Here is a 23,981-nt window from a genome sequence, read left to right on the forward strand (position 1 = left end):
CCACCCTTGCGGAACTTTTTTTAAGTACCCACGTTATTAGTCCGTCAATTGCCCTCATTGGGTCCCGGGGAGTATTTTTTTATGTCACTGACCTCACGCGTTGCGTCTCATCTTCCATATCTGCGCCGCTATGCGCGGGCCGTTACCGGATCGCAGACATCGGGAGACGCCTATGTCGCGGCGGTCCTCGAGGCCCTGATCGCGGACGTCTCCATCTTTCCGGAGTCGTCTAAGGATCGTGTATCGCTTTACAAACTGTTTGTCGCAATTTTTGGTTCCACTTCAATCGAGATCCGGCCGATCGACTCGCCGTTTGCTTGGGAACAGCGCGCAGCGGCTAACCTTTCGAACCTTCCGTCGCAGTCCCGTCACGCCTTCCTTCTGATTTCGGTCGAAGGCTTCACGATTGAGGAAGCGGCTGAAGTTCTCGATATCAGCGTTGGTGAAGTGAACAAGCTTCTCGACGAAGCCTCGCGCGAAATCTCCCGCCAGGTCGCGACCGATATCATGATCATCGAAGACGAGCCGCTGATCGCGCTCGACATCGAGCAGATGGTACAGGACCTTGGTCACCGCGTCACGGGTATCGCCCGTACCCACAAGGAAGCGGTATCGCTGTTCCAGACATCGCAGCCGAAGATGGTTCTCGCCGATATCCAGCTGGCGGACGGAAGCTCCGGCATCGACGCGGTCAACGAGATCCTGAAGTCCTCCAATGTCCCTGTGATCTTCATCACGGCATTCCCGGAGCGTCTGCTGACCGGCGAGCGGCCTGAGCCTGCTTTCCTCGTCACCAAGCCTTTCAATCCGGATATGGTGAAGGCTCTGATCAGCCAGGCCTTGTTCTTCAATGACGCGGTTAAGGCTGCTGCCTGATCTATCTGCCATCGATCGATTTTAGGCAGGAACAAACCCCAAAGAGAGGCGTTCTGGGATATCGGAACGCCCCGCTTGCTTTCCCGTTATGATGCCGAGCGATGTCTTCCCTTGATTTAAAGCGTCCGTGGGATACTTACCTGCGGATATCGAAAAAGAGATTTGGCATGGTTGGTACGTCTCGTTAGAGCTAAGGATTACCAAAGGGTTGGGTTGTTTCGACAAGACCGACACTTTATAAGATTTTGAACTTGAATGAGTTGCGGAAGTCTATATTCAGACTTCCGTTCGCCTGGAAGTCGCAACGGAGTTTACCAAGTGACGCATCCGCTGACATGGCAGCAAGCTGGTCAGAGTGATGACAAGTTGCGTGAGTTTTTCATGCCAGCGCTGATTGATCTCGGCGCATGCATCATTATCCAGGACACCCAGCAGAATTACCTTCTCGTTGCCAACCTGCCTCAGGTCTGGTCGCTTCAAGGCGTGGATGCGCCAAGCGATGCGGGCCTGTTCGGCGACGACGTGGCCGCGAAACTCCACACGCTGAAATCGGAAATGACCGAGCTTGGCCGCAAAGGCCATATCGAGGTCACGGCGGGTTCGGACCAGGTCTTCGAATTCCGCGTCCAGGCCGTCGGCGTCGAAGGCGGGAACCTGCATCTGGTCACCACGATCAATGACCGGTCGGAAGAGCGGCATCGTGAGCGGTTGCTCCGGGCCTTGCTGCGTGAAGTCAGTCACCGCTCCAAGAACCTGCTTGCGATCATCCAGAGCATCGCGCTGCAGACGGCGCGCTATTCAGGGTCGCTCGATCTTTTCCTGCACAAGTTCCGTGGGCGGCTCTATTCGCTGTCGCAGAGTCAGGACCTTATCACCGATTCGAGTTGGCGCGGCGCCTATCTTTTCGATCTGGTTCAGCAACAGACCGAAAAGTATCTTCCTGATAACAAGCATCTCGTCCGCATGGGGGGTGACAACGTGCTGCTGACGCCCAATGCATCGCTGCATGTGGGGCTGGCACTGCACGAACTGGTGGTCAACGCCGTCAGTCACGGCTCCGTCATGCGCAGCCGCCTGCCGATCGAAGTGGCGGCCAACCGGGTGCACGTGGATGGGCATGACGTTCTTGAGATCGTCTGGGACGAGGCGTTGATTGAAAACGACAGCGTCGACGTCAGCGAGGACGGGATGCGATCGCATTTCGGCAGCACCGTTCTCGAACGGGTGGTACCTGCGTCCGTCAACGGGAAGGCACGATATGTGATCTCCAACGATCGCATTCAGTACCGCCTGAGCTTTCCGCTCGAAGGCGCCAGCGACTGAAGGTCGGGCCAACCAATTCCCCACATGATGCGAAGGCCCGATGATCGAAGCATCGGGCTGTTCGCGAATGTCGAGCCACGGGGATAGCCCCATGCGAGGCTCGTTGCTTGGCGCCATGTTTTCACGTCACAAGGGAACAAGTCGTGCCGGCGATAGCGGCTGCCCAAAACGGAGCTGGCTCGGTTCCACTAGGGAGCCGAGCCAGTTCTTCTCTTCGAGGGGGATTGAAGAGTATGTCCGAAGGCTCTTTGTAGGGCGGGGGACGGGGGGTCGCCTTCAGACATCAGTAGAACGGGCGTCCGGGAATTAGGTTCCGGCATATTTTCAAAAAATCGAAGAAAAAATGAGAGCGGACGACGCAACGGAAAACGGCGGCTTTCGCCGCCGTTCCGGGTCGTATCTGGAGCGCTGAAATCAGCGCTTCAGGGTTCTCGGATCGAGCGCATCGCGGATTGCATCGCCCATGTAGTTGACGCTCAGAACCGTTGCAGAAATCGCAAGGCCTGGCCACAGCACGCGTGATGGCGTCAGCTGCAGGAAGTTGGCGCCGTCAAACAGCAATCGTCCCCATGTCGGAAAATCCGACGGGAAGCCCAAGCCGAGGAAGGACAGCGACGATTCCGTGATGATGGCCGAGGCGATCCCGAGCGTCGCAGACACCATGATCGAGGACAGGACGTTGGGCAGGATATGCCGCAGCACGATCCGGTATTCCCGCATGCCGCTCGATTTCGCCGCCAGGATGAATTCCTGGCTTTTGACCGCAAGCACATCGCCACGCACGATACGTGCCGTGTGCATCCAGCTCGTGACGCCGATGACGACCACGATCAGGATGAAGATGCCGGTCTCCGGTCCGAAGGCTGCGCGCAGCGTATCGCGGAACAGAAGCAGGATCACGAGCAGGAGCGGCAGAAGCGGCAGGGCCAGGAACAGGTCCGTCAACCGCATCAACGGCCCATCGAGCCTGCGGAAGTAGCCCGAGAGGACCCCCACCAGCGTGCCGAGGAAGAGCGCGAGAAGCATGGCGGTGATGCCGACCGCAAGCGAGATGCGGCCGCCGGCCAGAACCTGGGCAAGCATGTCCTTGCCGAGGTTGTCGGTGCCGAACGGATGCGCCAGCGATGGCCACTGGTTCTTCTCGCGGATGTTCAGCTGGTTGGGCGCGACCCTGTGGATATAGGGGCCGACATAGACAGCCAGAACGATGAAGGTGAAGACGATGAGGCCGGCGACGCCGCCCTTGTGCGCCCTAAACTGCCGCCACATGTCGGCCATCGCGGAGCGTGTCGGGGATGACGCCCTGGCGGGTGCGGGGTTTGCGATTGTCGCGTCAGTCATACCGGATCCTCGGGTCAAGAATGCCGTAGAGAACGTCGGCGATCAGGTTGAAGAGTACGATCAGCACCGCGAAGATGAAGGTCAGTGTCTGAACGAGAGGAATATCGGCGCCCTGGACGGCGACGATCAGCAACTGCCCCAGCCCGTTCACGCGGAAGATCTGTTCGGTGATGATGGCGCCGGAGAAGATGGTGGGTACGCCGAGCGCAATCACCGTCACGACCGGGATCAGGCTGTTGCGCAGAACGTGGACGAGCAGCACGACGTTTTCCTTGACGCCCTTGGCGCGGGCGGTGCGGACATAATCCTGATGCAGGTTGTCGAGCATGGATGCGCGCACGAAGCGGGTGATCTGCGACGCGTTGTAAAGCGCCAGAACCGCCACCGGCATTGCCATCTGCTTTGCCTGCGCGACGAAGGTGGCAAAGCTCGTGACCTGCAGATTGGTGTCGTAGACCGATGGGAACCACTGGAGGTAGGACGAGAAGATGACGATCAACAGCACGCCGGTGAAGAAGGTCGGCACCGAATAGCCAACCATCGACACGAACGTGCCGACCTGGTCGAAGATCGAATACTGCTTGTAGGCGGAGATGACGCCGATCGGAACGGCGATCAGAATGCCGAACAGGTAGGCGAGGCCAACGACCCAGAGCGTCTGCGGCAGGCGCTGCACAATGAGGTCGACGACAGGGCTCCGGGTTGCCCAGGAGAGGACACGCATGCGCTGCCCATCGCCGAACTGCCAGCCTGTCAGACGTTCGAGAATATTCAGCGGCTCGTTGATGAAGAACTGCTGCAGCCAGTAGAGATAGCGCAGGAGGAAGGGCTGATCCATGCCGAGCGAGGCACGGATCTGTGCGCGGACTTCCGGCGGGATCGTCAGGGGCAGGTCGCCAGTCGGATCGTTTGGTGCCAGATCGAGCAGCGCGAAGATGACGAAGCTGATGATCAGCAGGGTCGGTATTGCGAAGAACAATCGTCGCAACGTGTATGTGAACATGTACGAATTTCTCCAGACGACGCCGGATCATGCCGCAGAATGCGGTGATAGGGCGCAAAGTCCTGATGTGCCGCATCAGATTTTCCCGGGCCGATGAGCCCCGGGAAGATCATGCCATACGAAGCGTGAGACAGAGCGCCGGCAACCGCTGAGGGCTGCCGGCTGTCTCCTTACTTCTTGCGCGACCAGTCTGCGATGTTCCACACCTGGCTGTCCCAGGAGTTCATCTTGATGCCGTCGAGCGTGAGCGCGAAGGACGACTGGTCACCGCGGTGGACGAGCGCGATATGTGCGCCTTCCTCGGTCAGCATGTCGTTGAGCTGCTTGGCGATTGCTGCGCGCTTGTCGAGATCTGCGGTTCTGGACAGTTCGCTGACCAGCTTGTCGTAGTCAGGGTTGCAGTAGCGCGGGATGTTCTGCCCCTGCCAGCCGTTTGCCGGGCCGGGGATCTTGTCGCACAGCCATTCCGCCATGTACTTTTCAGGATCGGTGCCATCGAAGTTGTTGGTGTACATTTCAACGTCGGCATAGAACTTCTGGAACGTGTCCGGGCTTGCCGGGTCGCCACCGAAGAAGACGGAGGCAGACGCGTTGCGGAGTTCCGCATCAACGCCGATTTCCGCCCACATCGCCTTGACCAGTTCCTGGGTCGCCTGGCGAACCGAGTTGGTCGAGGTGGAGTAAAGGTAGGAAAGGCGCACGCCATCCTTGGCGCGGATGCCATCGGAACCCTTCTTCCAGCCGGCATCTTCGAGCAGCTTGTTGGCGCCCTCGATATCCTGCTTCAGGCACCAGCTGTCGTTCTTGGTGGAAGCAACGACTTCCGGAGCGGGCAGGATGTTGCAGGTGGCCCTGCCGGACTGGCCGTAGCCGGCCTCGACGATGATGTCGCGGTCGATGGCAAGCGACAGTGCACGGCGAACGGCCGGATCCTTGAGCGACGGATGCGGGCCGGCTTCCTTGGTGGAGCGCTTGGCGCCCAGCGAAGGATCTGCATTGAAGTGGTTGAGGTTGATACGCTCGACCTGGGTGCCGAACGAGATTTCAAGACGGCCCTTGCCGGCAGCGAGCATGGTCTGCAGCACTTCAGGCTCGACCTGGGCATTCCAGGCGTAATCGTATTCGCCGGTTTCAAGCACGGCGCGGGCAGCAGAGGCAGCGTCGCCACCGCCCTTCAGCGTGATCGAGGCGAAGGCTGGCTTTGCCGGATCGCGGTAGTTCGGGTTGGCCTTGAAGGTGATGACGTCGTTCGGCTTGAAATCGGCGACCATGAAGGCGCCGGTGCCGATCGGACCGAAGTTGGCGGCCGTGCAGCCGGGAGCCTTGGCGCCGACGCAATCCTTGAACTGCTTGGCCTGGATGACCGGCGACTGGGCGCCCACAAAAGCCGAATAGGGGTAGGGCTTGGGCTCGGTAAAGGTGATCTTGACGGTGTTCGGGTCGATCGCCTCGACGTTCTTGACGCCTTCGTACTGAGCCGCCTGGGCGCAGCCGCCATCCGGCGCCGTGCAGTATTTCCAGGTGAAGATCACGTCTTCAGCGGTAAACGCCGTGCCGTCGGACCATTTGACGCCCGGCTTGATCTTCCAGGTCATGCTAAGAAGGTCTTTTGCCACGCCGCCGTTTTCGACGGTCGGGATCTCGGTCACCAGCCACGGAACCAGTTCACCCTTCTCGTCGTAGCGGGCAAGGGGCTCAATCACGATCGAGGACGCATAGACTTCCTTCGTGCCGGCGGAAAGATACGGATTCAGCGTGGAAACCGCCTGCCAGAACAGGGCCTTCAGGTCTCCGTCAGTGCCGCGCTCGGCGTGGGCTGCGGTGCCACCCAGGGCGAGCACGGCCACCGTGCCGACCAATAGGTGCTTCAACTTCTTCATGCTGCTATTCCCCTTGATGTTGATTTGTCTCGATTTTAGTGCCCGGATCGCCCGTTTGCCGGTGTCGATGCCGTCGAGCTGCATGGCGCCCTGTCTTCCCTGGCGCGTCGCAGATTAGAATTCCCGCATCCTCCTGAAAAGTAGGTCGTATATTACATTTGATACCCGCAATATGCTGAGGTGATCAAAATTTGAGCCATCTAAGCATAGGCCTATTTTGTGTTCAAGGGCGAAAATTGACGCTTGCAAATTCCAACGAAGCCGTCGCAATATCGCAGCCTTCGAGACTGGAAATACCAATAAATCTAGAGGATTGCCCAAATGCCTGTCATCAATCGCGTCGCCGAAATGCAGGATCAGGTTGCAGGATGGAGACGCCATCTGCACGAGAATCCGGAGCTTCTCTACGACGTTCACTACACATCCGCCTTCGTTGCCGAGAAGCTGAAAGCCTTTGGTTGCGACGTGGTTGAGAGCGGCATCGGCAAGACGGGCGTCGTCGGCATCATCAAGGGCAGCCAGGGCGATGGCCCGGTTATCGGCTTCCGCGCCGACATGGATGCGCTGCCGATCCTTGAGACATCGGGCGTGCCGTGGGCTTCGAAAACGCCGGGCAAGGCGCATTCCTGCGGCCATGACGGACATACCGCAATGCTTCTGGGTGCTGCGCAGTATCTTTCCGAAACCCGCAATTTCAAAGGGTCGGTTGCTGTCATCTTCCAGCCCGCCGAAGAAGGCGGCGCGGGCGCGCTTGCCATGATCGAGGACGGCATGATGGACAAGTTTTCCATCAAGGAAGTCTACGGCATGCACAATGCACCGGCGCTCCCGGTCGGCAGTTTCTCGATCCGCAAGGGCGGCATCATGGCGGCGGCCGATACTTTCGAGATCACCATTTCCGGCCGTGGCAGCCATGCCGCCCAGCCGCATCTTTCGATCGACCCGGTGCTGACCGCATCGCATGTGGTGATCGCGCTGCAATCGGTCGTGTCGCGCGAGACGGATCCTCTCAAATCGCTGGTGGTCACGGTCGCATCGATCCATGGCGGCCAGGCAAGCAACGTCATTCCGGCCTTCGTGACGCTGGCCGGCACCGTGCGCACGCTGCTGCCGGAAACGCGCGACTTTGCCGAAAAGCGCCTCAAGGAAGTGGCCGAAGCGACGGCGATCGCGCATGGTGCGACGGCCAAGGTCGTCTACAATCGCGGCTATCCGGTCACCTTCAACCATGACAACGAGACCGATTTTGCCGTCGGGATCGCCTCGAAAGTGGCAGGTCAGGGCAAGGTCGACGCCAATGCGGCACCGCATATGGGCGCTGAAGACTTCTCCTACATGCTGGAGCAGCGGCCGGGTGCCTTCATCTTCCTCGGCAATGGCGATACCGCCAATCTTCACAATGCGGCCTACGACTTCAACGACGAGGCCATTCCCTACGGCGTGAGCTACTGGGTTTCGCTTGCCGAAACGGCGCTCGCCGCCTGATCGTATCCTCTTCCGACCGGCCCCTCGCGATGCCGCCACCAGTCGCGACGGGGCCGCCCAAATCAAGGAAACATGCATGCTGCTTTCCGGACCTGCGATGGAACAGTCTGGCGGATCGGTCACTCCGGTCCTGTCTGTGAAGAACCTGACGACGTCGTTCAAGGTGAACGACGAATGGAAGACGGTTGTGCGCAACATCTCGTTTGATGTGGCACCGCGCGAGACGGTTGCGATCGTGGGCGAAAGCGGCTCCGGCAAATCGGTGACGTCGCTGTCGATCATGCGGCTGTTGCAGAAGAATTCGAGCCGGATCGAGGGGCAGGTCTTCCTGCAGGGCAAGGAGCTTCTCGGTCTGCCTGAGGAGGAGATGCGGCGGGTGCGCGGCAACGACATCTCGATGATCTTCCAGGAGCCGATGACCTCGCTCAATCCGATCTTTCCGATCGGAAAGCAGATCGCCGAGGCGCTGACGGTTCACACCAACATCTCCAAGGCCGAGGCAAAGGCGGAGGTGATACGGCTTCTCGAGAAGGTTCGCATCCCCAACGCCAAGAGCCGTTTCGACGAATACCCGCACCAGTTTTCCGGCGGCATGCGCCAGCGCGTGATGATCGCCATGGCACTTGCGGCCAAGCCGAAGCTTCTGATCGCCGACGAGCCGACGACGGCGCTGGACGTGACGATCCAGGGGCAGATCCTTGATCTCATCAAGATGCTGCAGGAAGAGGAGGGCATGTCGGTCCTGTTCATCACCCATGACATGGGCGTTGTGGCGGAAGTGGCCGACCGGACGATCGTGATGTTCCGTGGCGACGCGGTGGAAACCGGCCAGACCGGCGATATCTTCCATCGCGGCCAGCATGCCTACACGCGGGCGCTTCTTTCCGCCGTGCCGCGGCTGGGCTCGATGGGGCAGAGCAAGCTGCCGATGCGGTTTCCGCTGATCGACGTCAACACCGGCGAACAGCAGGTTCTGGGCGAAGTGTTCGACACGGTTGCCAAGGGCAAGACGCCGATCCTCGACGTGAAGGACCTGACGACGCGGTTCGACATCCATTCCGGCCTTCTGGGACGCAAGTCCGGGGCGGTGCATGCGGTGGAAAAGGTCTCGTTCGATCTCTATGCCGGCGAAACGCTTGCGCTGGTGGGTGAATCCGGTTGCGGCAAGTCGACCACCGGACGATCCGTCACGCGGCTGATCACGCCGACCAGCGGCACCGTGCAGGTGGACGGCTACGACGTGATGAGCCTCGATCAGCATGCGCTTCGAACCATGCGCCGGTCGATCCAGATGGTGTTCCAGGATCCGTTCGCTTCCTTGAACCCGCGCATGAGCGTGGGGTCTGCCGTCGCCGAACCGTTTATCGAGCACAAGCTCGGCACCAAGGCGCAGGCGCGCGAAAAGGCGGCGAACCTTCTCGAAAAGGTCGGACTTTCGGCCGACATGATGCGGCGCTTTCCGCACGAGTTTTCCGGCGGCCAGCGGCAGCGCATCGCGATCGCCAGGGCTTTGATGCTCGATCCGAAGGTGATCGTTGCCGACGAAGCGGTATCGGCGCTCGACGTGTCGATCAAGGCGCAGGTCTGCAACCTGCTGCTCGACCTGCAGCAGTCTCTCAATCTCGCCTTCCTGTTTATCTCCCACGACATGGCCGTGGTGGAGCGCGTCAGCCACCGCGTGGCGGTGATGTATCTGGGCGAGATCGTCGAGATCGGCCCACGGGCGGCCGTGTTTGAAAATCCGCAGCATCCCTATACGAAGAAGCTGATGTCGGCGGTGCCGGTGCCGGATCCGTCACGGCGCCGGATCAAGCGCAACCTTTCGACCGAAGAGATCAAGAGCCCGATCCGGTCTGTCGATTTCGTGCCGCCGGTACGGGAATATCGCGAAGTCGGCGTAGGACATCTGGTGCAGGTGGCCTGACGGCGGTCGGCCCGGAACGAACGCGAATGCGGCGCCAACTGGGGCGCCGCCTCGCATCTATCATTTGTCGGATTTCGCGATCTGCAGTATGGTGGCTGCATGAGCGACAGGGATGATATCCGCCAGCGCACACTGGAAGCGGCGCACCTGCAGATGATCGAGGGTAACCCCCTCGATGCTGACGATTTAGCCATGTTCGAAATGTTCGATCGAGAGGGGTTTTCGCCGGATCAGGCAATTGCCTATGTCACCAGCAGGATTCGAGTACAAGCCGAAACGAAAACCAAACAATAGGACGGATCGTACATGGTCACGATCACAGTCACCCAGTTGCAGGACGACTTCGAACGTTATCTCGAGATGGCGCAGCGTGAGCCCGTCTCGATAGAGAAGAAAGGCGAGGACAGCGTCGTCATCATGTCCGCTGAAGAATACAAACGGCTCAAGGTCTATGATGACAGGCAAGCCGTTTATCCCTGGGAATTGCCAGACGAGGCCATTGCCGCCCTGGATTTGGTAGAAGTTCCGGAAGAAGCAGCTCGGTTCGATCATGAATACAAGTGAAGGAGGGCTCTGCTGAGTTCAGAGCCCCGCCCAGGTCTTGTTATTCGGTACGCTTATCTGTGGCGGAACGAGGTCCTCCGTGGGCAGGAGGAGGGAAAAGATCGGCCCTGCGCTGTTGTGCTGGCGGTCAGATCCGACGCAGGTCGGTTACGCCTATATGTCGCGCCGATCACGCACAGCCCGCCGACAGATATGAAATATGCGATTGAGCTGCCACCAGAAACCAAGCGGCGCCTTGGCCTGGACGGGCAACCTTCCTGGGTGAAAACAGACAATCTCAACGTGTTCACATGGCCTGGGCCAGACGTGCGGCCGGTCGGACGAGGCCAGGGCTTCGCCTACGGCTTTCTTCCGAAAGCCATGATGGTCGATGTTCTTGACGGAATACGTCAATCAATTCGCGATGGACGGGCGAAAGCGGTCAATCGCGACGTCGCCGTCAAAGCGGAGGAATGACACTCCTTCCCCATCGCCATTTGACAGCCCCTCAAAAAACATGTCAGCAAATCGACAGAGGAGATTTACTGCCATGGCTAAGCGGAGTGACACCCAAGGCCGGCTCGACGATGCTGCGCGCGCGGGCTGGCTCTATTACGTCGCGGGGAGGACCCAGGACGAGATCGCCAATGCCATGGGCATTTCCCGCCAGTCGGCCCAGCGGCTCGTGTCGCTTGCGGTTGCCGAGCGGTTGATCAAGGTCCGGCTCGACCATCCGATCTCCGCTTGTCTCGAACTCGCTGAAGGGCTGCGCAAGAAATACGATCTCAAGCATGCGGAAATCGTGCCGAGCGATCCGGGGGGCAGTTCATCCACGGTCGGTATCGCCGAAGCGGGCGCGGGCGAGATCGAGCGCTGGCTGAAACGGCCGGATCCGATCATCATTGCGGTTGGGACAGGTCGGACGCTGAAAGCCGCTGTCGATCAGCTGCCGCCGATGGAATGCCCGCAGCACCGTATCGTGTCGCTGACCGGCAATATCGGGCCGGACGGGTCGGCCGCCTATTACAACGTCATTTTCTCGATGGCCGATGCCATCAAGGCGCGGCACTTTCCGATGCCGCTGCCGGTCCTTTGTGCCTCCATCGAGGAGCGCGACACGCTGCATGACCAGGCGCTCGTGCGCTCGACACTTGCGCTCGGGGCACAAGCCGACGTCACCTTTGTCGGGATCGGCGAACTCGGCGTCGATGCGCCGCTTTGCGTCGACGGATTTCTGGATCGCGACGAAATGGTGTCGCTGGTCGATCGCGGTGCCGCGGGCGAAATTTGCGGCTGGATCTACGATCAGCAGGGTGAGTTGCTCGACAGTGCCGTCAACGGCCGGGTGGCCTCCGTGCCGATCCCGTCGCGCGAGACATGCTGTGTCATTGGCATTGCCCAAGGCAAGAAGAAATGGGTCGCCATGCGTGCAGCCCTGAAAGGCGGACTGCTCAACGGCATCATCACCGACGAGGCCGCAGCGCGGTATCTGCTTACTGCTTAAGCGCGGCAGATAGAATTCTGCCTGAAATTTCAGTGAATTGTCGCTTTCGGTTGCATCGCAGCGATGAATTCCCATTGACTTGCGCTAGCTTTATGTGGGTAATTGCCCATGAGCAAAGCGAATGCTCGCATTCCATCTTCTCGGGAGGAAGATATGACTATGAAAACTATTCTGCTGGGCGCCTGCTCAGCTCTGGCCTTTGTGGCCACGACTGCATCTGCCGAAACCCTCACCATTGCGACAGTCAACAACGGCGACATGGTCCGCATGCAGGGCCTGACGTCCGAGTTCACCAAGGCGAACCCGGACATTCAGGTCGAGTGGGTCACGCTCGAAGAAAACGTCCTGCGCGAACGCGTGACGACGGATATCGCGGCCGGTGGCGGCCAGTACGACATCGTCACGATCGGCAACTACGAAGTTCCGATCTGGGCCAAGCAGAAGTGGCTTCTGCCGCTCGAAGGTCTCGGCGACAAGTACGACATGGACGACCTGCTGCCGGCGATCCGCGGTGGTCTTTCGGTCGACAACAAGCTCTATGCGGCACCGTTCTACGGCGAATCCGCCATGATCATGTACCGCAAGGACCTGTTCGAAAAAGCCGGCCTGAAAATGCCGGAAACCCCGACCTGGGAATTCATCGCTGACGCTGCCAAGAAGATGACCGACCGCAAGGCCGACATCAGCGGCATGTGCCTTCGTGGCAAGGCCGGCTGGGGCGAGAACATGGCCTTCGTTTCGGCGCTGACCAACTCGTTCGGCGGACGCTGGTTCGACGAAAACTGGAAGCCGCAGTTCGATCAGCCGGAATGGAAGGCAGCACTTACCTTCTACGCCGACATGATGAAGAATTCCGGCCCGTCAGGCGCTTCGTCCAACGGCTTCAACGAAAACCTGACGCTGTTCCAGCAGGGCAAGTGCGGCATGTGGATCGACGCGACCGTCGCTGCATCGTTCGTATCGAACCCGAAGGACTCCAAGGTTGCCGACAAGGTCGGTTACGCGCTCTTCCCAAGCAAGGAAGGCGTCGCCAACCACGGCAACTGGCTGTGGTCCTGGAACCTTGCCGTTCCGGCATCGTCCAAGAAGGCTGAATCGGCTCAGAAGTTCATCTCCTGGGCAACCAGCAAGGAATACACGACGCTTGTTGCTGCCAAGGAAGGCTGGGCCAACGTTCCTCCGGGCACGCGCACCTCGCTCTACAAGAACGCGGACTACCAGAAGGCCGCTGCCTTCGCAGCTCCGACGCTTGCTGCCATGGACGCTGCCGACATCACCAAGCCGACCGTCAAGCCGGTGCCTTATACCGGCGGCCAGTTCGTCGCGATCCCTGAATTCCAGGCTCTCGGCACCACTGTCGGTCAGTTGTTCTCGGCTGTCATCGCCGGCCAGTCCACGGTCGACGACGCGCTTGCCGCCGCTCAGGCAACGGCAACCCGCGACATGACCCGCGCCGGTTACATCAAGTAAGCTTGGTCAAGACACTGCTGTCCGGCATCCGTGCCGGGCAGCAGATCACAGGATGACGATTGGATGCTGAACTGCATCTCGCTGTTCCAGCACGCTACCCTATAAAAACAAGATCATGCCTTCGCGTCCTCCTCTGGCCGCGTGCGGCGCGCTTACCTCCGGGGAGGGGCCTCAAAGATGGCAACGCAAAATACCAAGACGTTGGCACGCCTGATGATGGCGCCCTCCGTCATCGTTCTTTTGGTCTGGATGGCCGTACCGCTCGCAATGACGCTGTACTACTCGTTCCAGAACTACAACCTGCTGACGCCGCAGAACGTGAGCTTCGCAGGCTTCTTCAATTATCAGTATTTCTACACCGATCCGGCCTTCTTCCAGTCGATCTGGAACACGATGCTGCTGGTGCTCGGCGTGCTCGGCATTACCGTCATCGGCGGTGTCGCGATCGCGCTTCTGCTCGACCAGCCGATCTTCGGCCAGGGTATCGTGCGCATCCTGGTGATCTCGCCGTTCTTCGTGATGCCGCCGGTGGCCGCGCTGATCTGGAAGAACATGATCATGCATCCGGGCTACGGCGTGTTGGCGGATCTTGCCCGGTTCTTCGGGGTTCAGCCGATCGACTGGTTTGCCCAGTATCCGCTGTTTGCGGTGATCATCATCGTCGCCTGGCAATGGTTGCCGTTTGCGACGCTTATCCTTTTGACGGCGCTTCAGTCGCTCGATAGCGAGCAGCGCGAAGCAGCCGAAATGGATGGCGCCAACTTCTTCAACCGCTTCATCTACCTGACGCTGCCGCATCTTTCGCGCGCGATCACGGTCGTCATCCTGATCCAGACGATCTTCCTGCTCGGCATCTACGCTGAAATCCTGGTCACCACCAATGGCGGTCCGGGCTATGCGTCCACCAACCTCACCTTCCTCATCTACCGCACTGCACGTCTCGGCTATGACGTCGGCGGGGGTGCAGCGGGTGGTATCATCGCCGTCGTGCTTGCCAACATCGTCGCCTTCTTCCTGATGCGCGCCGTCGGCAAGAACCTGGACAAGTAGGAGGAACGATCATGGCTCGCAAAGTAACAACCGGAGCGAAGATCGGCTGGACAATCCTGGCCTGGGTCGTCGCACTCCTGATCTTCTTCCCGATCCTCTACGCGCTGATCACCAGCCTGAAGACGGAGCAGGAAGCGATCGCCGGCTTCAGCCTGATCCCATCGGGCACGCTCGAGAACTACATCACGGTGCAGACGCAGCGCGACTATTTCAAGCCGTTCATGAACTCGGTGATCCTGTCGGTCGGCTCCACCATCCTCGCGCTGATCATCGCGATCCCCGGGGCCTGGGCGATGGCGTTCGCGCCCGGCAAGCATACCAAGGACATCCTGATGTGGATGCTGTCGACCAAGATGATGCCGGCCGTGGCGGTGCTGCTGCCAATCTTCATCCTGTTCCGCAACTTCGGCCTGCTCGACAGCCGCATCGGCCTCACCATCATGCTGACGCTGATCAACCTACCGATCGTGGTGTGGATGCTCTACACATATTTCCGCGAAATTCCGGGCGAAATCTTGGAAGCGGCACGGATGGACGGCGCCAACCTGTGGAAGGAAATCGTCTACGTGCTGACGCCGATGGCGGTTCCCGGCATCGCCTCGACGCTGCTCCTCAACATCATCCTTGCCTGGAACGAAGCGTTCTGGACGATCCAGCTGACCACGACCAACGCGGCTCCGCTGACGGCCTTCATCGCCTCGTTCTCCTCGCCGCAGGGTCTGTTCTGGGCAAAGCTTTCGGCGGCCTCGACCATGGCCATCGCGCCGATCCTCATCCTCGGCTGGTTCAGCCAGAAGCAACTCGTTCGCGGCCTCACGTTTGGCGCGGTTAAGTAAGGATCACTCTTATGGGCAGCATTACTCTTTCCAAAGTCTCGAAGACGTTCGGCGAAGCCAAGGTCATCCCGTCGATCGATCTCGAAATCAACGACGGCGAGTTCGTCGTGTTCGTCGGACCTTCGGGTTGCGGCAAGTCCACGCTTCTGCGTCTCATTGCGGGGCTTGAAGACGTGACCGGCGGCCAGATCAAGATCGACGGTCGCGACGTGACGGACGCGGCTCCGGCCGAACGCGGGCTTGCGATGGTGTTCCAGTCCTACGCGCTCTATCCGCATATGAGCGTGCGCAAGAACATCGCCTTCCCGCTCAAGATGGCGAAGATGGAACAGTCGGCGATCGACAAGAAGGTCGCCGATGCGGCGCACATCCTCAACCTCACCGACTATCTCGAACGCCGGCCGGGTCAGCTTTCGGGCGGCCAGCGCCAGCGCGTGGCAATCGGCCGTGCGATCGTGCGCGAACCTTCGGCCTTCCTGTTCGACGAGCCGCTCTCCAACCTCGATGCGGCACTGCGCGGCACGATGCGTCTGGAGATCAGCGACCTGCACAACCAGCTGAAGACCACGATGGTCTACGTTACCCACGACCAGATCGAAGCCATGACCATGGCCGACAAGATCGTGGTGCTCAACCGCGGCAATATCGAGCAGGTCGGCTCGCCGCTCGAGCTTTACAAGTCGCCGCGCAATCTGTTTGTCGCAGGCTTTATCGGTTCGCCGAAGATGAACCTGCTCGAAGGCGATTACGCCAAGGCGAAGAACGGCAAGACCGTGGGCGTTCGTCCCGAACATATCGGGCTTTCCAAGGACAGCGGTCTGTGGACCGGCCGGGTTTCGGTTGCCGAACATCTGGGCGCCGACACGTTCCTGCATCTCGACGTTGATGGTATCGGCCCGATCACGGCGCGTGCCGGCGGCGAGTTCGGCGCGAGCTACGGCGACACGGTCTACCTGACGCCGGATGAAACCAAACTGCATCGCTTCGACGACAAGGGTCTTGCGATCCGGGCCTGAATGATCCCAAAGGCCTGAACAGCAGGCCAATCGGAGTATGAGAAAATGACTGTGAAGCTTTCGTTGGCAACTCTCAAGGATGCCGCAGCGACCGCTGGCGTGCCCGCCTACGATCCGAAGACACTCTCCCCCGGCATCGTGCATTTCGGCGTCGGCAACTTCCACCGCGCCCACCAGGCGATCTACCTGGACGACCTGTTCAACATCGGCAAGGGCCATGACTGGGCCATCATCGGCGCAGGCGTAATGCCGTCCGATGCGGCCATGCGCGACAAGCTGAAGGCGCAGGATTTCCTCACCACCGTCGTGGAGCAGGACAACAACAAGACCGGCGCCCGCGTGACCGCGCCGATGATCGACATCATTGCGCCTGATGACAAGCAGGCGCTGATCGAGAAGCTGGCCGATCCGACCATCCGCATCGTCTCCATGACGATCACCGAGGGCGGCTATTTCATCGACGCGTCCGGTCATTTCAACCCGGCCCATCCGGCCATGATCGAAGACGGCAGCAACCCGGATGCGCCGAAGACGGTGTTCGGCATGATCCTTGCCGGCCTCAAGCTTCGCCGTTCGCGCGGACTTGCGCCATTCACGATCATGTCCTGCGACAACATTCCCGGCAACGGCCACGTGACGGAAAACACCGTCGTTGGTCTCGCCAAGCTTTCGGATCCGGATTTCGCGACCTGGATCCACGACAATGTCGCCTTCCCGAATTCGATGGTCGACCGCATCACGCCGGCCACCGGTCAGCGCGAAGTCGATATCCTGAAGAACGACTACAATATCGACGACAACTGGCCGGTGTTCTGCGAAGAGTTCAAGCAGTGGGTAATGGAAGATCATTTCCCACTCGGCCGTCCGGCGCTTGAAGAAGTCGGCGTTCAGTTCGTGCCCGACGTCGCGCCCTACGAGCTGATGAAGCTGCGCATCCTCAACGGCGGCCATGCGACGATCGCTTATCCCGGCGAGTTGCTGGACATCCATTTCGTGCACGAGGCAATGGAGCATCCGCTGATCCGGGCCTTCCTTGCCAAGCTCGAGAAGGAAGAGATCATCCCGATCGTGCCGCCGGTTCCAGATACCAGCCTCGACGACTATTTCGACCTGATCGAGCACCGCTTCCTCAACCCGAAGATCGGCGACACCATTCCGCGCCTGGCGCAGGACGGTTCCAACCGCCAGCCGAAGTTCATCCTGCCATCGACCCGCGACCGGCTGGACCAGGGTCTCGATATCGTTGGCCTGTCGCTTGTATCGGCGCTGTGGTGCCGTTATTTTGCGGGCACGTCGGACAGCGGTCGCCAGATCGTGTTCAACGATACGAGTGCCGAGAAGCTGCAGGCGGCCGCGATCAAGGCCAAGGACGACCCGGATGCGTTCCTGGTGTTCGACGAGATCTTCGGCGAAGTCTCGACGTCTGAGCTGTTCCGCAAGCGGTTTGCGCATGCGCTGAAGACGCTCTGGACGGAGGGCACGGCCAAGACGCTGCAGCTCTATCTCGACGACCAGCTCGTCAAGGATTGAGGTGAACACCGTGACGGGAATTAGCGCAATCAAACCACGCCATCTCGTGATCTTCGATTGCGACGGCGTCCTTGTCGACAGCGAGCCGTTGTCGGTGCGGGTTCTGGTGGCTGCGCTCAACCGCCACGGTATCGAAATGGCCGAGGAGGAAGCCTATGAGCGCTTCCTCGGCCGCAGCCTGGCGACCATGCGCCAGGTCATGGACGAGGAATACGGTTTCCACACCGGGCCGGAATTTCTCGAGGGTATGCGCACCGATCTCTACAGCCTGTTCAAGGCCGAGCTGAAGCCGATCCCCGGCATCGCCGAAACGCTCGAGGCGCTCGGGCTTCAAGCCTGCGTCGCATCCTCCAGCAATCCCGACCGCATCCGGCTGTCGCTGACGATCACCGGCCTGATCGACAAGCTCGATCCCCATATCTTTAGCGCCACAATGGTGAAGAACGGCAAGCCCGCGCCGGACCTCTTCCTGCTGGCAGCAAGCGAAATGGGGTTCGCGCCGGAAGATTGCATCGTCATTGAAGACAGCCCCGCGGGCATCGAGGCGGCCCAGCGGGCGGGCATGGCGTCATTCGCCTTTACCGGCGGATCGCACACCCACACTTCCGGATACCGTGACCGGATCGAGGCGCTATCGCCCGACGTCGTGTTTGACGCGATGCCGGATTTGCTCCACCTTGTCCAAAAATATATCGAGGATCGCAACGGTTCGGTTTCCGCGAACACCTGAAGCTCGGCTTTCAGGCTGGCGGGACGCGACGGGGACAGTCTGCGCGACTTACAGGGACAGGAAACAAATCGGGATGCGTGATTTTCTCGTTGCGGTCGATATCGGCACGGCAAGCGCCCGTGCCGGCGTGTTCGGCCGCGAGGGAACGCTGATTGCGAAATCCAAACATCCGATCCTGATGTTCCGCCCGCGGGATAAGCACGCCGAACATTCCTCCGAAGACATCTGGTCCGCAACCTGCATCTCCGTGAAAGCGGCGTTGGCCGAGGCTGGGATTTCTGCATCCCAGGTGGGGGCCATCGGCTTTGACGCGACTTGCTCGCTTGTGGCGCGGGACCGCGACGGCGCACCGCTGAGCGTATCTGTCAGCGGCAACGCGCATCAGGATACGATTGTCTGGCACGACCACCGGGCGATCAGTCAGGCGGAGACGCTGTCAAGAAGCGGCCATGCGGTGCTTGATTTCGCTGGCGGATCGATCTCGCCGGAAATGGAAATGCCCAAGCTGATGTGGCTGAAGCAGAACCTTCCAGACAGCTGGAGCCGGGCCGGTTATTTCTTCGATCTTGCCGATTTCCTGACCTGGAAAGCCACAGGTTCCGCGTCGCGTTCGCGCTGCACGCTGACGGCCAAATGGAATTACCTGGCGCATGAGACGCCGGGCTGGAGCGCGGATTATCTGGCGCTTGCCGGGCTCGACGACCTTATTGAGAAGGGCGGTCTGCCGGACGATACGATCGGTGTCGGCGGCTCGATCGGACCGCTCAGCGAAAAGGCGGCGGCCGAACTTGGCCTCGATACCGGCGTTCAGGTCGCGCCGGGAATGATCGACGCTTACGCGGGTGCCTATGGCGTGCTTGGCGGTGTTGGGGCGAAAAGCTTTCCAGGCTCGTCGCTGGAGACGAGCGTTGCCCTGATCGGGGGTACATCGAGCTGCATCGTCGCCTTCACCAGGGAGCCGAAACCCGGTCGCAGCCTTTGGGGCCCATATTACGAGGCGGTACTGCCCGACCATTGGCTGGTCGAAGGCGGACAGTCGGCGGCGGGCGCGCTGCTCGATCATATCGTCATGATGCACGCAGCCGGCGGCGAGCCGACCACCGAGCTGCATGAGCGGATCATTGCCCGCGTCGGCGAGATGCGTGCAGCGGCAGGCGGCGAGGAGATCGCGCCGGATCTGCACATTCTGCCGGATTTTCACGGCAACCGTTCGCCGCTTGCCGACCCGCATGCGACCGGCGTCATCAGCGGGCTGACGCTCGATACGTCCTTCGATGGGCTTTGCCGCCGCTATTGGCGGACCTGCGTGTCGATCGCGCTCGGCATCCGTCATATTCTCGATGCGATGGCTGACTTTGGGTACCGGTTCGAGACGCTGCACGTGACCGGCGGGCATGTGAACAACCCGCTGCTGGTGGAACTCTATGCGGATGTCACGGGCTGCAAGGTGGTCATCCCGCACAACCGCGATGCGGTTCTGCTCGGAACGGCCATGGCTGCCGCGGTCGCGGGCGGTCTGCATGGCTCGTTGCTTGATGCCGGACATGCGATGAACAGCGGCGGCAGCGAGCGGCTGCCCAGTGCGGGGCGGGGCCGTTACGAGCGCGACTATCGGCGCTTTCTGGCGATGATCCGTCACCGTGAAGAGCTGCGGTCGCTGGACTAAGCTGCAACTCAGCCCGAAAGCTGATCCGCCTCGACGATGCGCTCGCCCTTTTCACCGCCGATCGCTGCATCCAGCAGAACTTTTGCCACCACATGGGCCGGGCTGATGCGCAGCCGTCGCGGCAGGATGGGATGGGCGATCTTCAGCGCCATGCTTGCAAGCCGTTCGCCGAGCCGGAATTCGCTGCGGTCGCCGCCGAGAAGGCCGGGCCTGACAATGGTGAGCGTGGAAAAGCCGATGGCGCGGATGGCATCTTCCAGTTCGCCCTTTGTGCGCAGGTAAAGCAGTCTGGACTTGGAATTGGCACCGCTGGACGAGACGAGCGAAAAACGGGTCGCGCCCCGTTCATGGGCGCGGCGGGCCGCACTGAGCGGAGTAGCGTAATCCACCAGGCGGAAAGCCTCGTCCGATCCCGCCTTTGCCCGGGTGGTGCCGAGCGCCGAAATGACCGCGTCGACGGTCCACCAGTCCGCGTCGGGAAGACCGCTGCTAAGATCGGTGATGGGATTTTCGAGCTTCGGATGGGCCGGCAAGGCGGTCGGAGGCAGCGGCCGGCGGGTGGGCGCGACGACGCGGGTGACCCGGTCGTCCTTGAACGCCAGTTCGAGGACGTGGCCGCCGACCAGTCCGGTGGCGCCAAGCAGCAGCAGGCTTGTCATGCGGATCTCCGTCACTACTACGCCCGGTGCGGGTGTCTGCGGTTCAGTATACGTTTCCCGCAGCCGGATTCCTATATCAACCGGCGCTTGTTCCAGGGCGATGGTTGACCTACATGCTGCGAGCTTAACCTGGAGACGCCGATGATCCTCGACGCCGCACGCCTATCGCTGATCAACCTGTTTGCGCCCGAGACAAGATCGGCGTTCTGGAAGACGCTGGGGCTGACATTCCTGATCTTGATCGGGTTGTGGTTCGGCTTGCGCGAGCTCTTTGCGATCTACCTCTGGCCCTGGTTTGCCGCCTTCTTTCCGGATGTGCCTGATTGGACGGGATGGCTGACGCTGTTTGCGGCGATCGCGGCCGGCATCGGGCTGGCGCTGGTGCTGGCTCTGCTGATCGCGCCGATCACTGCGCTCATCGCGGGTCTGTTTCTCGACGATGTGGCGGCAGTGATCGAAAAACGGGACTATCCCGATGACGTGCCGGGCCGGGAAATGCCGCTCGGACAGGCGATCCTAGGGTCGATCCAGTTTCTCGGCATCGTCATCATCGGCAATATCATCGCGCTGCTTTTGCTGTTCATTCCCGGCGTCAACCTCATCGCCTTCTTCCTGGTGAACGGGTATCTGCTGGGGCGGGAGTTCTTCGAATTTGCCGCGATGAGGTTCCGGCCGCCGGCAGAAGCGCGGGCGTTCCGCTCGAAGCATTCCTCAACCGTGTTTATGGCAGGCCTTTTGATCGCCGGCTTCCTGGCGATCCCCTTCGTCAACCTGCTGACACCGCTGTTTGCGGCCGGGCTGATGGTGCATCTGCACAAGAAGGTATCGAAGCGCGATCCGTCCTTCCGGCTTCAGACGCCGATCACCTGAGGCGGTAGCTCGACCAGCGGCGCCGGGATAGGACAGGTCTTTTCGGGCGACCGACAGAGGTCGGCGATGACGCAGTGCTCGCATTCGGGCTTGCGGGCCTTGCAGGTATAGCGGCCGTGCAGGATCAGCCAGTGATGGGCGTGGAACAGGTACTGGTCGGGGATGACCTTCAGGAACTGCTCTTCGACCTCATCCGGCGTTCTGCCCGGCGCCATCAGGCAGCGGTTGCCGATGCGAAACACGTGGGTATCGACGGCAAGCGTCGGGATGCCGAAGGCCATGGACATCACCACATTGGCCGTCTTGCGGCCGACGCCCGGCAGGCGCACCAGGTCCTCGCGTGTGCTTGGCACCTCGGATCCGAACTCGTCGATCAGCATGCGACAGAGCGCGATGACGTTCTTGGCCTTGTTGCGGTAGAGCCCGATCGTCCTGATATGGGCGATGACGCCGTCCTCGCCGAGCGCCAGCATCTTTTCCGGCGTGTCGGCGATCTTGAACAGCTCGCGGGTCGCCCTGTTGACGCCGACATCGGTTGCCTGCGCCGACAGCGCCACGGCGACCACGAGCGTGAACGGATTGACGTGCTCGAGCTCGCCCTTCGGCTCCGGCCGTTGCACCGAGAATCGGCGGAATATCTCCACCATTTCGTCAGGCGTATAGGCCGGCTTGAAGCGTTTCGGCTTCCGGCTTTTGGCGGTGCTGCTTTTTGTCGCCGGGGTTTTCGTGGATTTGATTTTCGCAAGGGCCATGACACTGTATAGTCTCGCCCCATGACGGAAATCAACGCGCAGCCGATGGATGAGAAACCGGTCTTTGCGGCCGAACTGACGCCCTATCGGTCGCTCGGCCGACGCGGGTTTTTTGTCGTGCTGTCGATATCGGGTGCCGTCTGCATGTTCTACGGCCTTTTCTTCCTGGCGACCGGCGCCTGGCCGATCGGGCTGTTCCTCGGTTTTGATTTCCTGCTTCTCTATGGCGCGCTGAAACTCAGCTACCGTTCCGGCCGGCAGCGCGAGGAAGTCACGGTGTCGAGGACCAATCTTTCGATCCGGAAATTTTCACCAACGGGGCGGATGGTGGAGCATCGCTACAACCCGTTTTGGGCGCGATTCAACGTCAGCAGGCACGAGGAATTCGGGATTACGGCGATGCAGGTCTCGGGTGAGGGACGGCAGACCGAAATCGGTTCGTTTCTCAACCCGGACGATCGTGAGAGCTTTGCGAGGGCATTTCGCGGAGCGCTGGCGACCGTCACGAGACGATTGTGACCCCGACAAGAAACGGGTGGCTCTGATGGGATCGAGCGTGCATCTATAGGGCACAGGGAGATTGCCATGAACGCTCTTGCTTCGCTTTCCAGGCCCGACATGTCCGCACCCGGCATCGACGTGACGCCTGATGGCTCCGACTATGAAACCGTGCGGCGTGTCATCGAGATGCTGACGCTCGATTATCGCGCGCAGCCTTCGCTCGAAACGATCGCGGCCGAACTTGGCCAGTCGCCGACGCAGTTGCAGAAGGTGTTCACCCGTTGGGCAGGCCTATCGCCCAAGGCATTCCTGCAGGCGGTGACGCTCGATCATGCCAAGCGGCTGCTCGGCCAGGAAGGTCTGCCGCTTCTCGAAACCTCCTACGAACTCGGGCTGTCGGGTCCCGGCCGTCTGCACGATCTGTTCGTGACCCACGAGGCGATGTCGCCGGGCGAATGGAAGGGAAGGGGCGCGGGTCTGACGATCCGCTACGGGTTCCACCCGTCGCCATTCGGCATGGCGCTGGTCATGGCGACGGAGCGTGGGCTTTCGGGACTGGCGTTTTCCGATCTCGGCGGCGAAAAGCCGGCCTTCGAGGACATGGTGCGGCGCTGGCCGAATGCGGCCTATGTCGAGGACAGTGAAGCGACTGCCCCCTATATCGGCCGCATCTTCGACCGGGGCCAATGGACGGCCGACCGGCCGCTCAATGTCGTTCTGATCGGCACTGATTTTCAGCTGAAAGTGTGGCAAAGCCTGTTGAAGATCCCGTTCGGCAAGGCGGTCACCTATTCCGCCGTCGCCTCGGACATCGGCCAGCCGACGGCAAGCCGGGCAGTGGGTGCCGCAATCGGCGCCAACCCGATCTCCTTCGTCGTGCCCTGCCACCGGGCTGTGGCGAAGAACGGGGCTTTGACCGGGTATCACTGGGGTCTGACCCGCAAGCGGGCGATCCTGGGCTGGGAGACAGGCAACGCCTGAGCCGCACAGTCCGCCCGACAACTTGCCGTCCTTCAGGTGCG

The 23,981-nt window shown here is 60.7% G+C and carries 23 protein-coding genes; 18 read left to right on the forward strand and 5 right to left on the reverse strand.

Annotation, left to right across the window (positions count from 1 at the left end):
* Positions 1–81 precede the first annotated feature (81 nt).
* Together ACQY1L_RS01290 and ACQY1L_RS01295 are read left to right on the forward strand one after the other, a co-directional pair.
* Complete coding sequence (locus ACQY1L_RS01290) at positions 82–876, forward strand: response regulator (RefSeq protein WP_062461304.1); 795 nt, start codon at positions 82–84, stop codon at positions 874–876.
* Between the two features lie 381 nt (positions 877–1,257).
* Entirely contained in the window at positions 1,258–2,199 is a 942-nt protein-coding gene (locus tag ACQY1L_RS01295; RefSeq protein WP_430242262.1) for an HWE histidine kinase domain-containing protein, read from the forward strand.
* 414 nt (positions 2,200–2,613) lie between these two features.
* Here ACQY1L_RS01295 and ACQY1L_RS01300 read toward each other — a convergent pair whose 3' ends face one another.
* The 3 genes from ACQY1L_RS01300 to ACQY1L_RS01310 form a co-directional block, all read right to left on the reverse strand.
* The gene (locus tag ACQY1L_RS01300; protein WP_092659653.1) at positions 2,614–3,540 is read right to left on the reverse strand and encodes an ABC transporter permease; all 927 of its coding nucleotides are present in this window, start codon (positions 3,538–3,540) and stop codon (positions 2,614–2,616) included.
* Positions 3,533–4,543: an ABC transporter permease gene (locus ACQY1L_RS01305; RefSeq protein ID WP_062582030.1), complete on the reverse strand. Its 1,011-nt coding sequence runs from the start codon at positions 4,541–4,543 to the stop codon at positions 3,533–3,535. Before ACQY1L_RS01305 ends, ACQY1L_RS01300 begins: the two co-directional genes overlap by 8 nt.
* 170 nt (positions 4,544–4,713) lie before the next feature.
* Positions 4,714–6,423: a peptide ABC transporter substrate-binding protein gene (locus ACQY1L_RS01310; protein ID WP_092660974.1), complete on the reverse strand. Its 1,710-nt coding sequence runs from the start codon at positions 6,421–6,423 to the stop codon at positions 4,714–4,716.
* 321 nt (positions 6,424–6,744) lie between these two features.
* Between ACQY1L_RS01310 and ACQY1L_RS01315 the strand changes: the two genes are divergently transcribed.
* The 13 genes from ACQY1L_RS01315 to ACQY1L_RS01375 all read left to right on the forward strand — a co-directional run bounded on the left by ACQY1L_RS01315 (position 6,745) and on the right by ACQY1L_RS01375 (position 20,177).
* Positions 6,745–7,908 carry a M20 aminoacylase family protein gene (locus tag ACQY1L_RS01315; RefSeq protein WP_430242265.1) on the forward strand — a complete coding sequence of 388 codons (1,164 nt, stop codon included), beginning with the start codon at positions 6,745–6,747 and terminating at the stop codon, positions 7,906–7,908.
* Positions 7,909–7,984: 76 nt separating this feature from the next.
* Positions 7,985–9,832: an ABC transporter ATP-binding protein gene (locus ACQY1L_RS01320; RefSeq protein ID WP_325263289.1), complete on the forward strand. Its 1,848-nt coding sequence runs from the start codon at positions 7,985–7,987 to the stop codon at positions 9,830–9,832.
* 99 nt (positions 9,833–9,931) lie between these two features.
* Positions 9,932–10,126 carry a hypothetical protein gene (locus ACQY1L_RS01325; protein WP_430242267.1) on the forward strand — a complete coding sequence of 65 codons (195 nt, stop codon included), beginning with the start codon at positions 9,932–9,934 and terminating at the stop codon, positions 10,124–10,126.
* A 12-nt stretch (positions 10,127–10,138) separates the two neighbouring features.
* Positions 10,139–10,396, forward strand: a complete 258-nt coding sequence (locus tag ACQY1L_RS01330; protein ID WP_184654453.1) for a type II toxin-antitoxin system Phd/YefM family antitoxin — start codon at positions 10,139–10,141, stop codon at positions 10,394–10,396.
* Between the two features lie 57 nt (positions 10,397–10,453).
* Entirely contained in the window at positions 10,454–10,852 is a 399-nt protein-coding gene (locus ACQY1L_RS01335; RefSeq protein ID WP_430244032.1) for a type II toxin-antitoxin system PemK/MazF family toxin, read from the forward strand.
* A gap of 73 nt (positions 10,853–10,925) precedes the next feature.
* The gene (locus ACQY1L_RS01340; protein WP_062461275.1) at positions 10,926–11,879 is read left to right on the forward strand and encodes a sugar-binding transcriptional regulator; all 954 of its coding nucleotides are present in this window, start codon (positions 10,926–10,928) and stop codon (positions 11,877–11,879) included.
* Positions 11,880–12,032: 153 nt separating this feature from the next.
* Positions 12,033–13,349 (forward strand): ABC transporter substrate-binding protein, encoded by a 1,317-nt coding sequence (locus ACQY1L_RS01345; protein WP_062461272.1) that lies wholly within the window; start codon positions 12,033–12,035, stop codon positions 13,347–13,349.
* A 177-nt stretch (positions 13,350–13,526) separates the two neighbouring features.
* Entirely contained in the window at positions 13,527–14,399 is an 873-nt protein-coding gene (locus tag ACQY1L_RS01350; protein WP_062461269.1) for a carbohydrate ABC transporter permease, read from the forward strand.
* Between the two features lie 11 nt (positions 14,400–14,410).
* Positions 14,411–15,235 carry a carbohydrate ABC transporter permease gene (locus ACQY1L_RS01355; protein WP_430242271.1) on the forward strand — a complete coding sequence of 275 codons (825 nt, stop codon included), beginning with the start codon at positions 14,411–14,413 and terminating at the stop codon, positions 15,233–15,235.
* An 11-nt stretch (positions 15,236–15,246) separates the two neighbouring features.
* On the forward strand, positions 15,247–16,251 hold the full coding sequence (locus ACQY1L_RS01360) for an ABC transporter ATP-binding protein (RefSeq protein WP_113111924.1): 1,005 nt from the start codon (positions 15,247–15,249) through the stop codon (positions 16,249–16,251).
* A 45-nt stretch (positions 16,252–16,296) separates the two neighbouring features.
* Positions 16,297–17,781: a mannitol dehydrogenase family protein gene (locus tag ACQY1L_RS01365; RefSeq protein WP_430242273.1), complete on the forward strand. Its 1,485-nt coding sequence runs from the start codon at positions 16,297–16,299 to the stop codon at positions 17,779–17,781.
* A 19-nt stretch (positions 17,782–17,800) separates the two neighbouring features.
* Positions 17,801–18,511 (forward strand): HAD-IA family hydrolase, encoded by a 711-nt coding sequence (locus tag ACQY1L_RS01370; RefSeq protein ID WP_174196854.1) that lies wholly within the window; start codon positions 17,801–17,803, stop codon positions 18,509–18,511.
* Between the two features lie 73 nt (positions 18,512–18,584).
* Positions 18,585–20,177, forward strand: a complete 1,593-nt coding sequence (locus ACQY1L_RS01375) for an FGGY-family carbohydrate kinase (RefSeq protein WP_430242275.1) — start codon at positions 18,585–18,587, stop codon at positions 20,175–20,177.
* Positions 20,178–20,185: 8 nt separating this feature from the next.
* Here the strand turns inward: ACQY1L_RS01375 and ACQY1L_RS01380 are convergent, their stop codons facing one another.
* The gene (locus tag ACQY1L_RS01380; RefSeq protein WP_430242277.1) at positions 20,186–20,836 is read right to left on the reverse strand and encodes an NAD(P)H-binding protein; all 651 of its coding nucleotides are present in this window, start codon (positions 20,834–20,836) and stop codon (positions 20,186–20,188) included.
* Between the two features lie 141 nt (positions 20,837–20,977).
* Between ACQY1L_RS01380 and ACQY1L_RS01385 the strand changes: the two genes are divergently transcribed.
* Positions 20,978–21,706: a sulfate transporter family protein gene (locus ACQY1L_RS01385; RefSeq protein WP_430242279.1), complete on the forward strand. Its 729-nt coding sequence runs from the start codon at positions 20,978–20,980 to the stop codon at positions 21,704–21,706.
* Here ACQY1L_RS01385 and nth read toward each other — a convergent pair.
* The gene (gene nth, locus ACQY1L_RS01390; protein WP_430242281.1) at positions 21,688–22,458 is read right to left on the reverse strand and encodes an endonuclease III; all 771 of its coding nucleotides are present in this window, start codon (positions 22,456–22,458) and stop codon (positions 21,688–21,690) included. The genes ACQY1L_RS01385 and nth overlap by 19 nt on opposite strands.
* A 21-nt stretch (positions 22,459–22,479) precedes the next feature.
* Between nth and ACQY1L_RS01395 the strand changes: the two genes are divergently transcribed.
* Both ACQY1L_RS01395 and ACQY1L_RS01400 read left to right on the forward strand, forming a co-directional pair.
* Positions 22,480–22,977, forward strand: coding sequence for a DUF2244 domain-containing protein (locus ACQY1L_RS01395; protein WP_113111918.1), 498 nt, complete (start codon positions 22,480–22,482; stop codon positions 22,975–22,977).
* Between the two features lie 66 nt (positions 22,978–23,043).
* On the forward strand, positions 23,044–23,940 hold the full coding sequence (locus tag ACQY1L_RS01400) for a methylated-DNA--[protein]-cysteine S-methyltransferase (protein ID WP_174196071.1): 897 nt from the start codon (positions 23,044–23,046) through the stop codon (positions 23,938–23,940).
* Positions 23,941–23,981 lie beyond the last annotated feature (41 nt).

The organism is Neorhizobium sp. DAR64862/K0K3 (assembly GCF_050500185.1).
Taxonomy (GTDB): Bacteria; Pseudomonadota; Alphaproteobacteria; order Rhizobiales; family Rhizobiaceae; genus Neorhizobium; species Neorhizobium soli.

What these genes read in the sequence shown, in the direction of transcription:
- ACQY1L_RS01330 (WP_184654453.1), top strand. Translation starts at nt 10,139, where the DNA reads ATGGTCACGATCACAGTCACCCAGTTGCAGGACGACTTCGAACGTTAT.
- ACQY1L_RS01355 (WP_430242271.1), top strand. Translation starts at nt 14,411, where the DNA reads ATGGCTCGCAAAGTAACAACCGGAGCGAAGATCGGCTGGACAATCCTG.
- ACQY1L_RS01375 (WP_430242275.1), top strand. Translation starts at nt 18,585, where the DNA reads ATGCGTGATTTTCTCGTTGCGGTCGATATCGGCACGGCAAGCGCCCGT.
- ACQY1L_RS01380 (WP_430242277.1), bottom strand. Translation starts at nt 20,836, where the DNA reads ATGACAAGCCTGCTGCTGCTTGGCGCCACCGGACTGGTCGGCGGCCAC.
- ACQY1L_RS01300 (WP_092659653.1), bottom strand. Translation starts at nt 3,540, where the DNA reads ATGACTGACGCGACAATCGCAAACCCCGCACCCGCCAGGGCGTCATCC.
- ACQY1L_RS01345 (WP_062461272.1), top strand. Translation starts at nt 12,033, where the DNA reads ATGACTATGAAAACTATTCTGCTGGGCGCCTGCTCAGCTCTGGCCTTT.
- ACQY1L_RS01325 (WP_430242267.1), top strand. Translation starts at nt 9,932, where the DNA reads ATGAGCGACAGGGATGATATCCGCCAGCGCACACTGGAAGCGGCGCAC.
- ACQY1L_RS01315 (WP_430242265.1), top strand. Translation starts at nt 6,745, where the DNA reads ATGCCTGTCATCAATCGCGTCGCCGAAATGCAGGATCAGGTTGCAGGA.
- ACQY1L_RS01320 (WP_325263289.1), top strand. Translation starts at nt 7,985, where the DNA reads ATGCTGCTTTCCGGACCTGCGATGGAACAGTCTGGCGGATCGGTCACT.
- ACQY1L_RS01305 (WP_062582030.1), bottom strand. Translation starts at nt 4,543, where the DNA reads ATGTTCACATACACGTTGCGACGATTGTTCTTCGCAATACCGACCCTG.
- nth (WP_430242281.1), bottom strand. Translation starts at nt 22,458, where the DNA reads ATGGCCCTTGCGAAAATCAAATCCACGAAAACCCCGGCGACAAAAAGC.
- ACQY1L_RS01295 (WP_430242262.1), top strand. Translation starts at nt 1,258, where the DNA reads ATGCCAGCGCTGATTGATCTCGGCGCATGCATCATTATCCAGGACACC.
- ACQY1L_RS01350 (WP_062461269.1), top strand. Translation starts at nt 13,527, where the DNA reads ATGGCAACGCAAAATACCAAGACGTTGGCACGCCTGATGATGGCGCCC.
- ACQY1L_RS01290 (WP_062461304.1), top strand. Translation starts at nt 82, where the DNA reads ATGTCACTGACCTCACGCGTTGCGTCTCATCTTCCATATCTGCGCCGC.
- ACQY1L_RS01395 (WP_113111918.1), top strand. Translation starts at nt 22,480, where the DNA reads ATGACGGAAATCAACGCGCAGCCGATGGATGAGAAACCGGTCTTTGCG.
- ACQY1L_RS01360 (WP_113111924.1), top strand. Translation starts at nt 15,247, where the DNA reads ATGGGCAGCATTACTCTTTCCAAAGTCTCGAAGACGTTCGGCGAAGCC.
- ACQY1L_RS01340 (WP_062461275.1), top strand. Translation starts at nt 10,926, where the DNA reads ATGGCTAAGCGGAGTGACACCCAAGGCCGGCTCGACGATGCTGCGCGC.
- ACQY1L_RS01310 (WP_092660974.1), bottom strand. Translation starts at nt 6,423, where the DNA reads ATGAAGAAGTTGAAGCACCTATTGGTCGGCACGGTGGCCGTGCTCGCC.
- ACQY1L_RS01385 (WP_430242279.1), top strand. Translation starts at nt 20,978, where the DNA reads ATGATCCTCGACGCCGCACGCCTATCGCTGATCAACCTGTTTGCGCCC.
- ACQY1L_RS01400 (WP_174196071.1), top strand. Translation starts at nt 23,044, where the DNA reads ATGAACGCTCTTGCTTCGCTTTCCAGGCCCGACATGTCCGCACCCGGC.
- ACQY1L_RS01365 (WP_430242273.1), top strand. Translation starts at nt 16,297, where the DNA reads ATGACTGTGAAGCTTTCGTTGGCAACTCTCAAGGATGCCGCAGCGACC.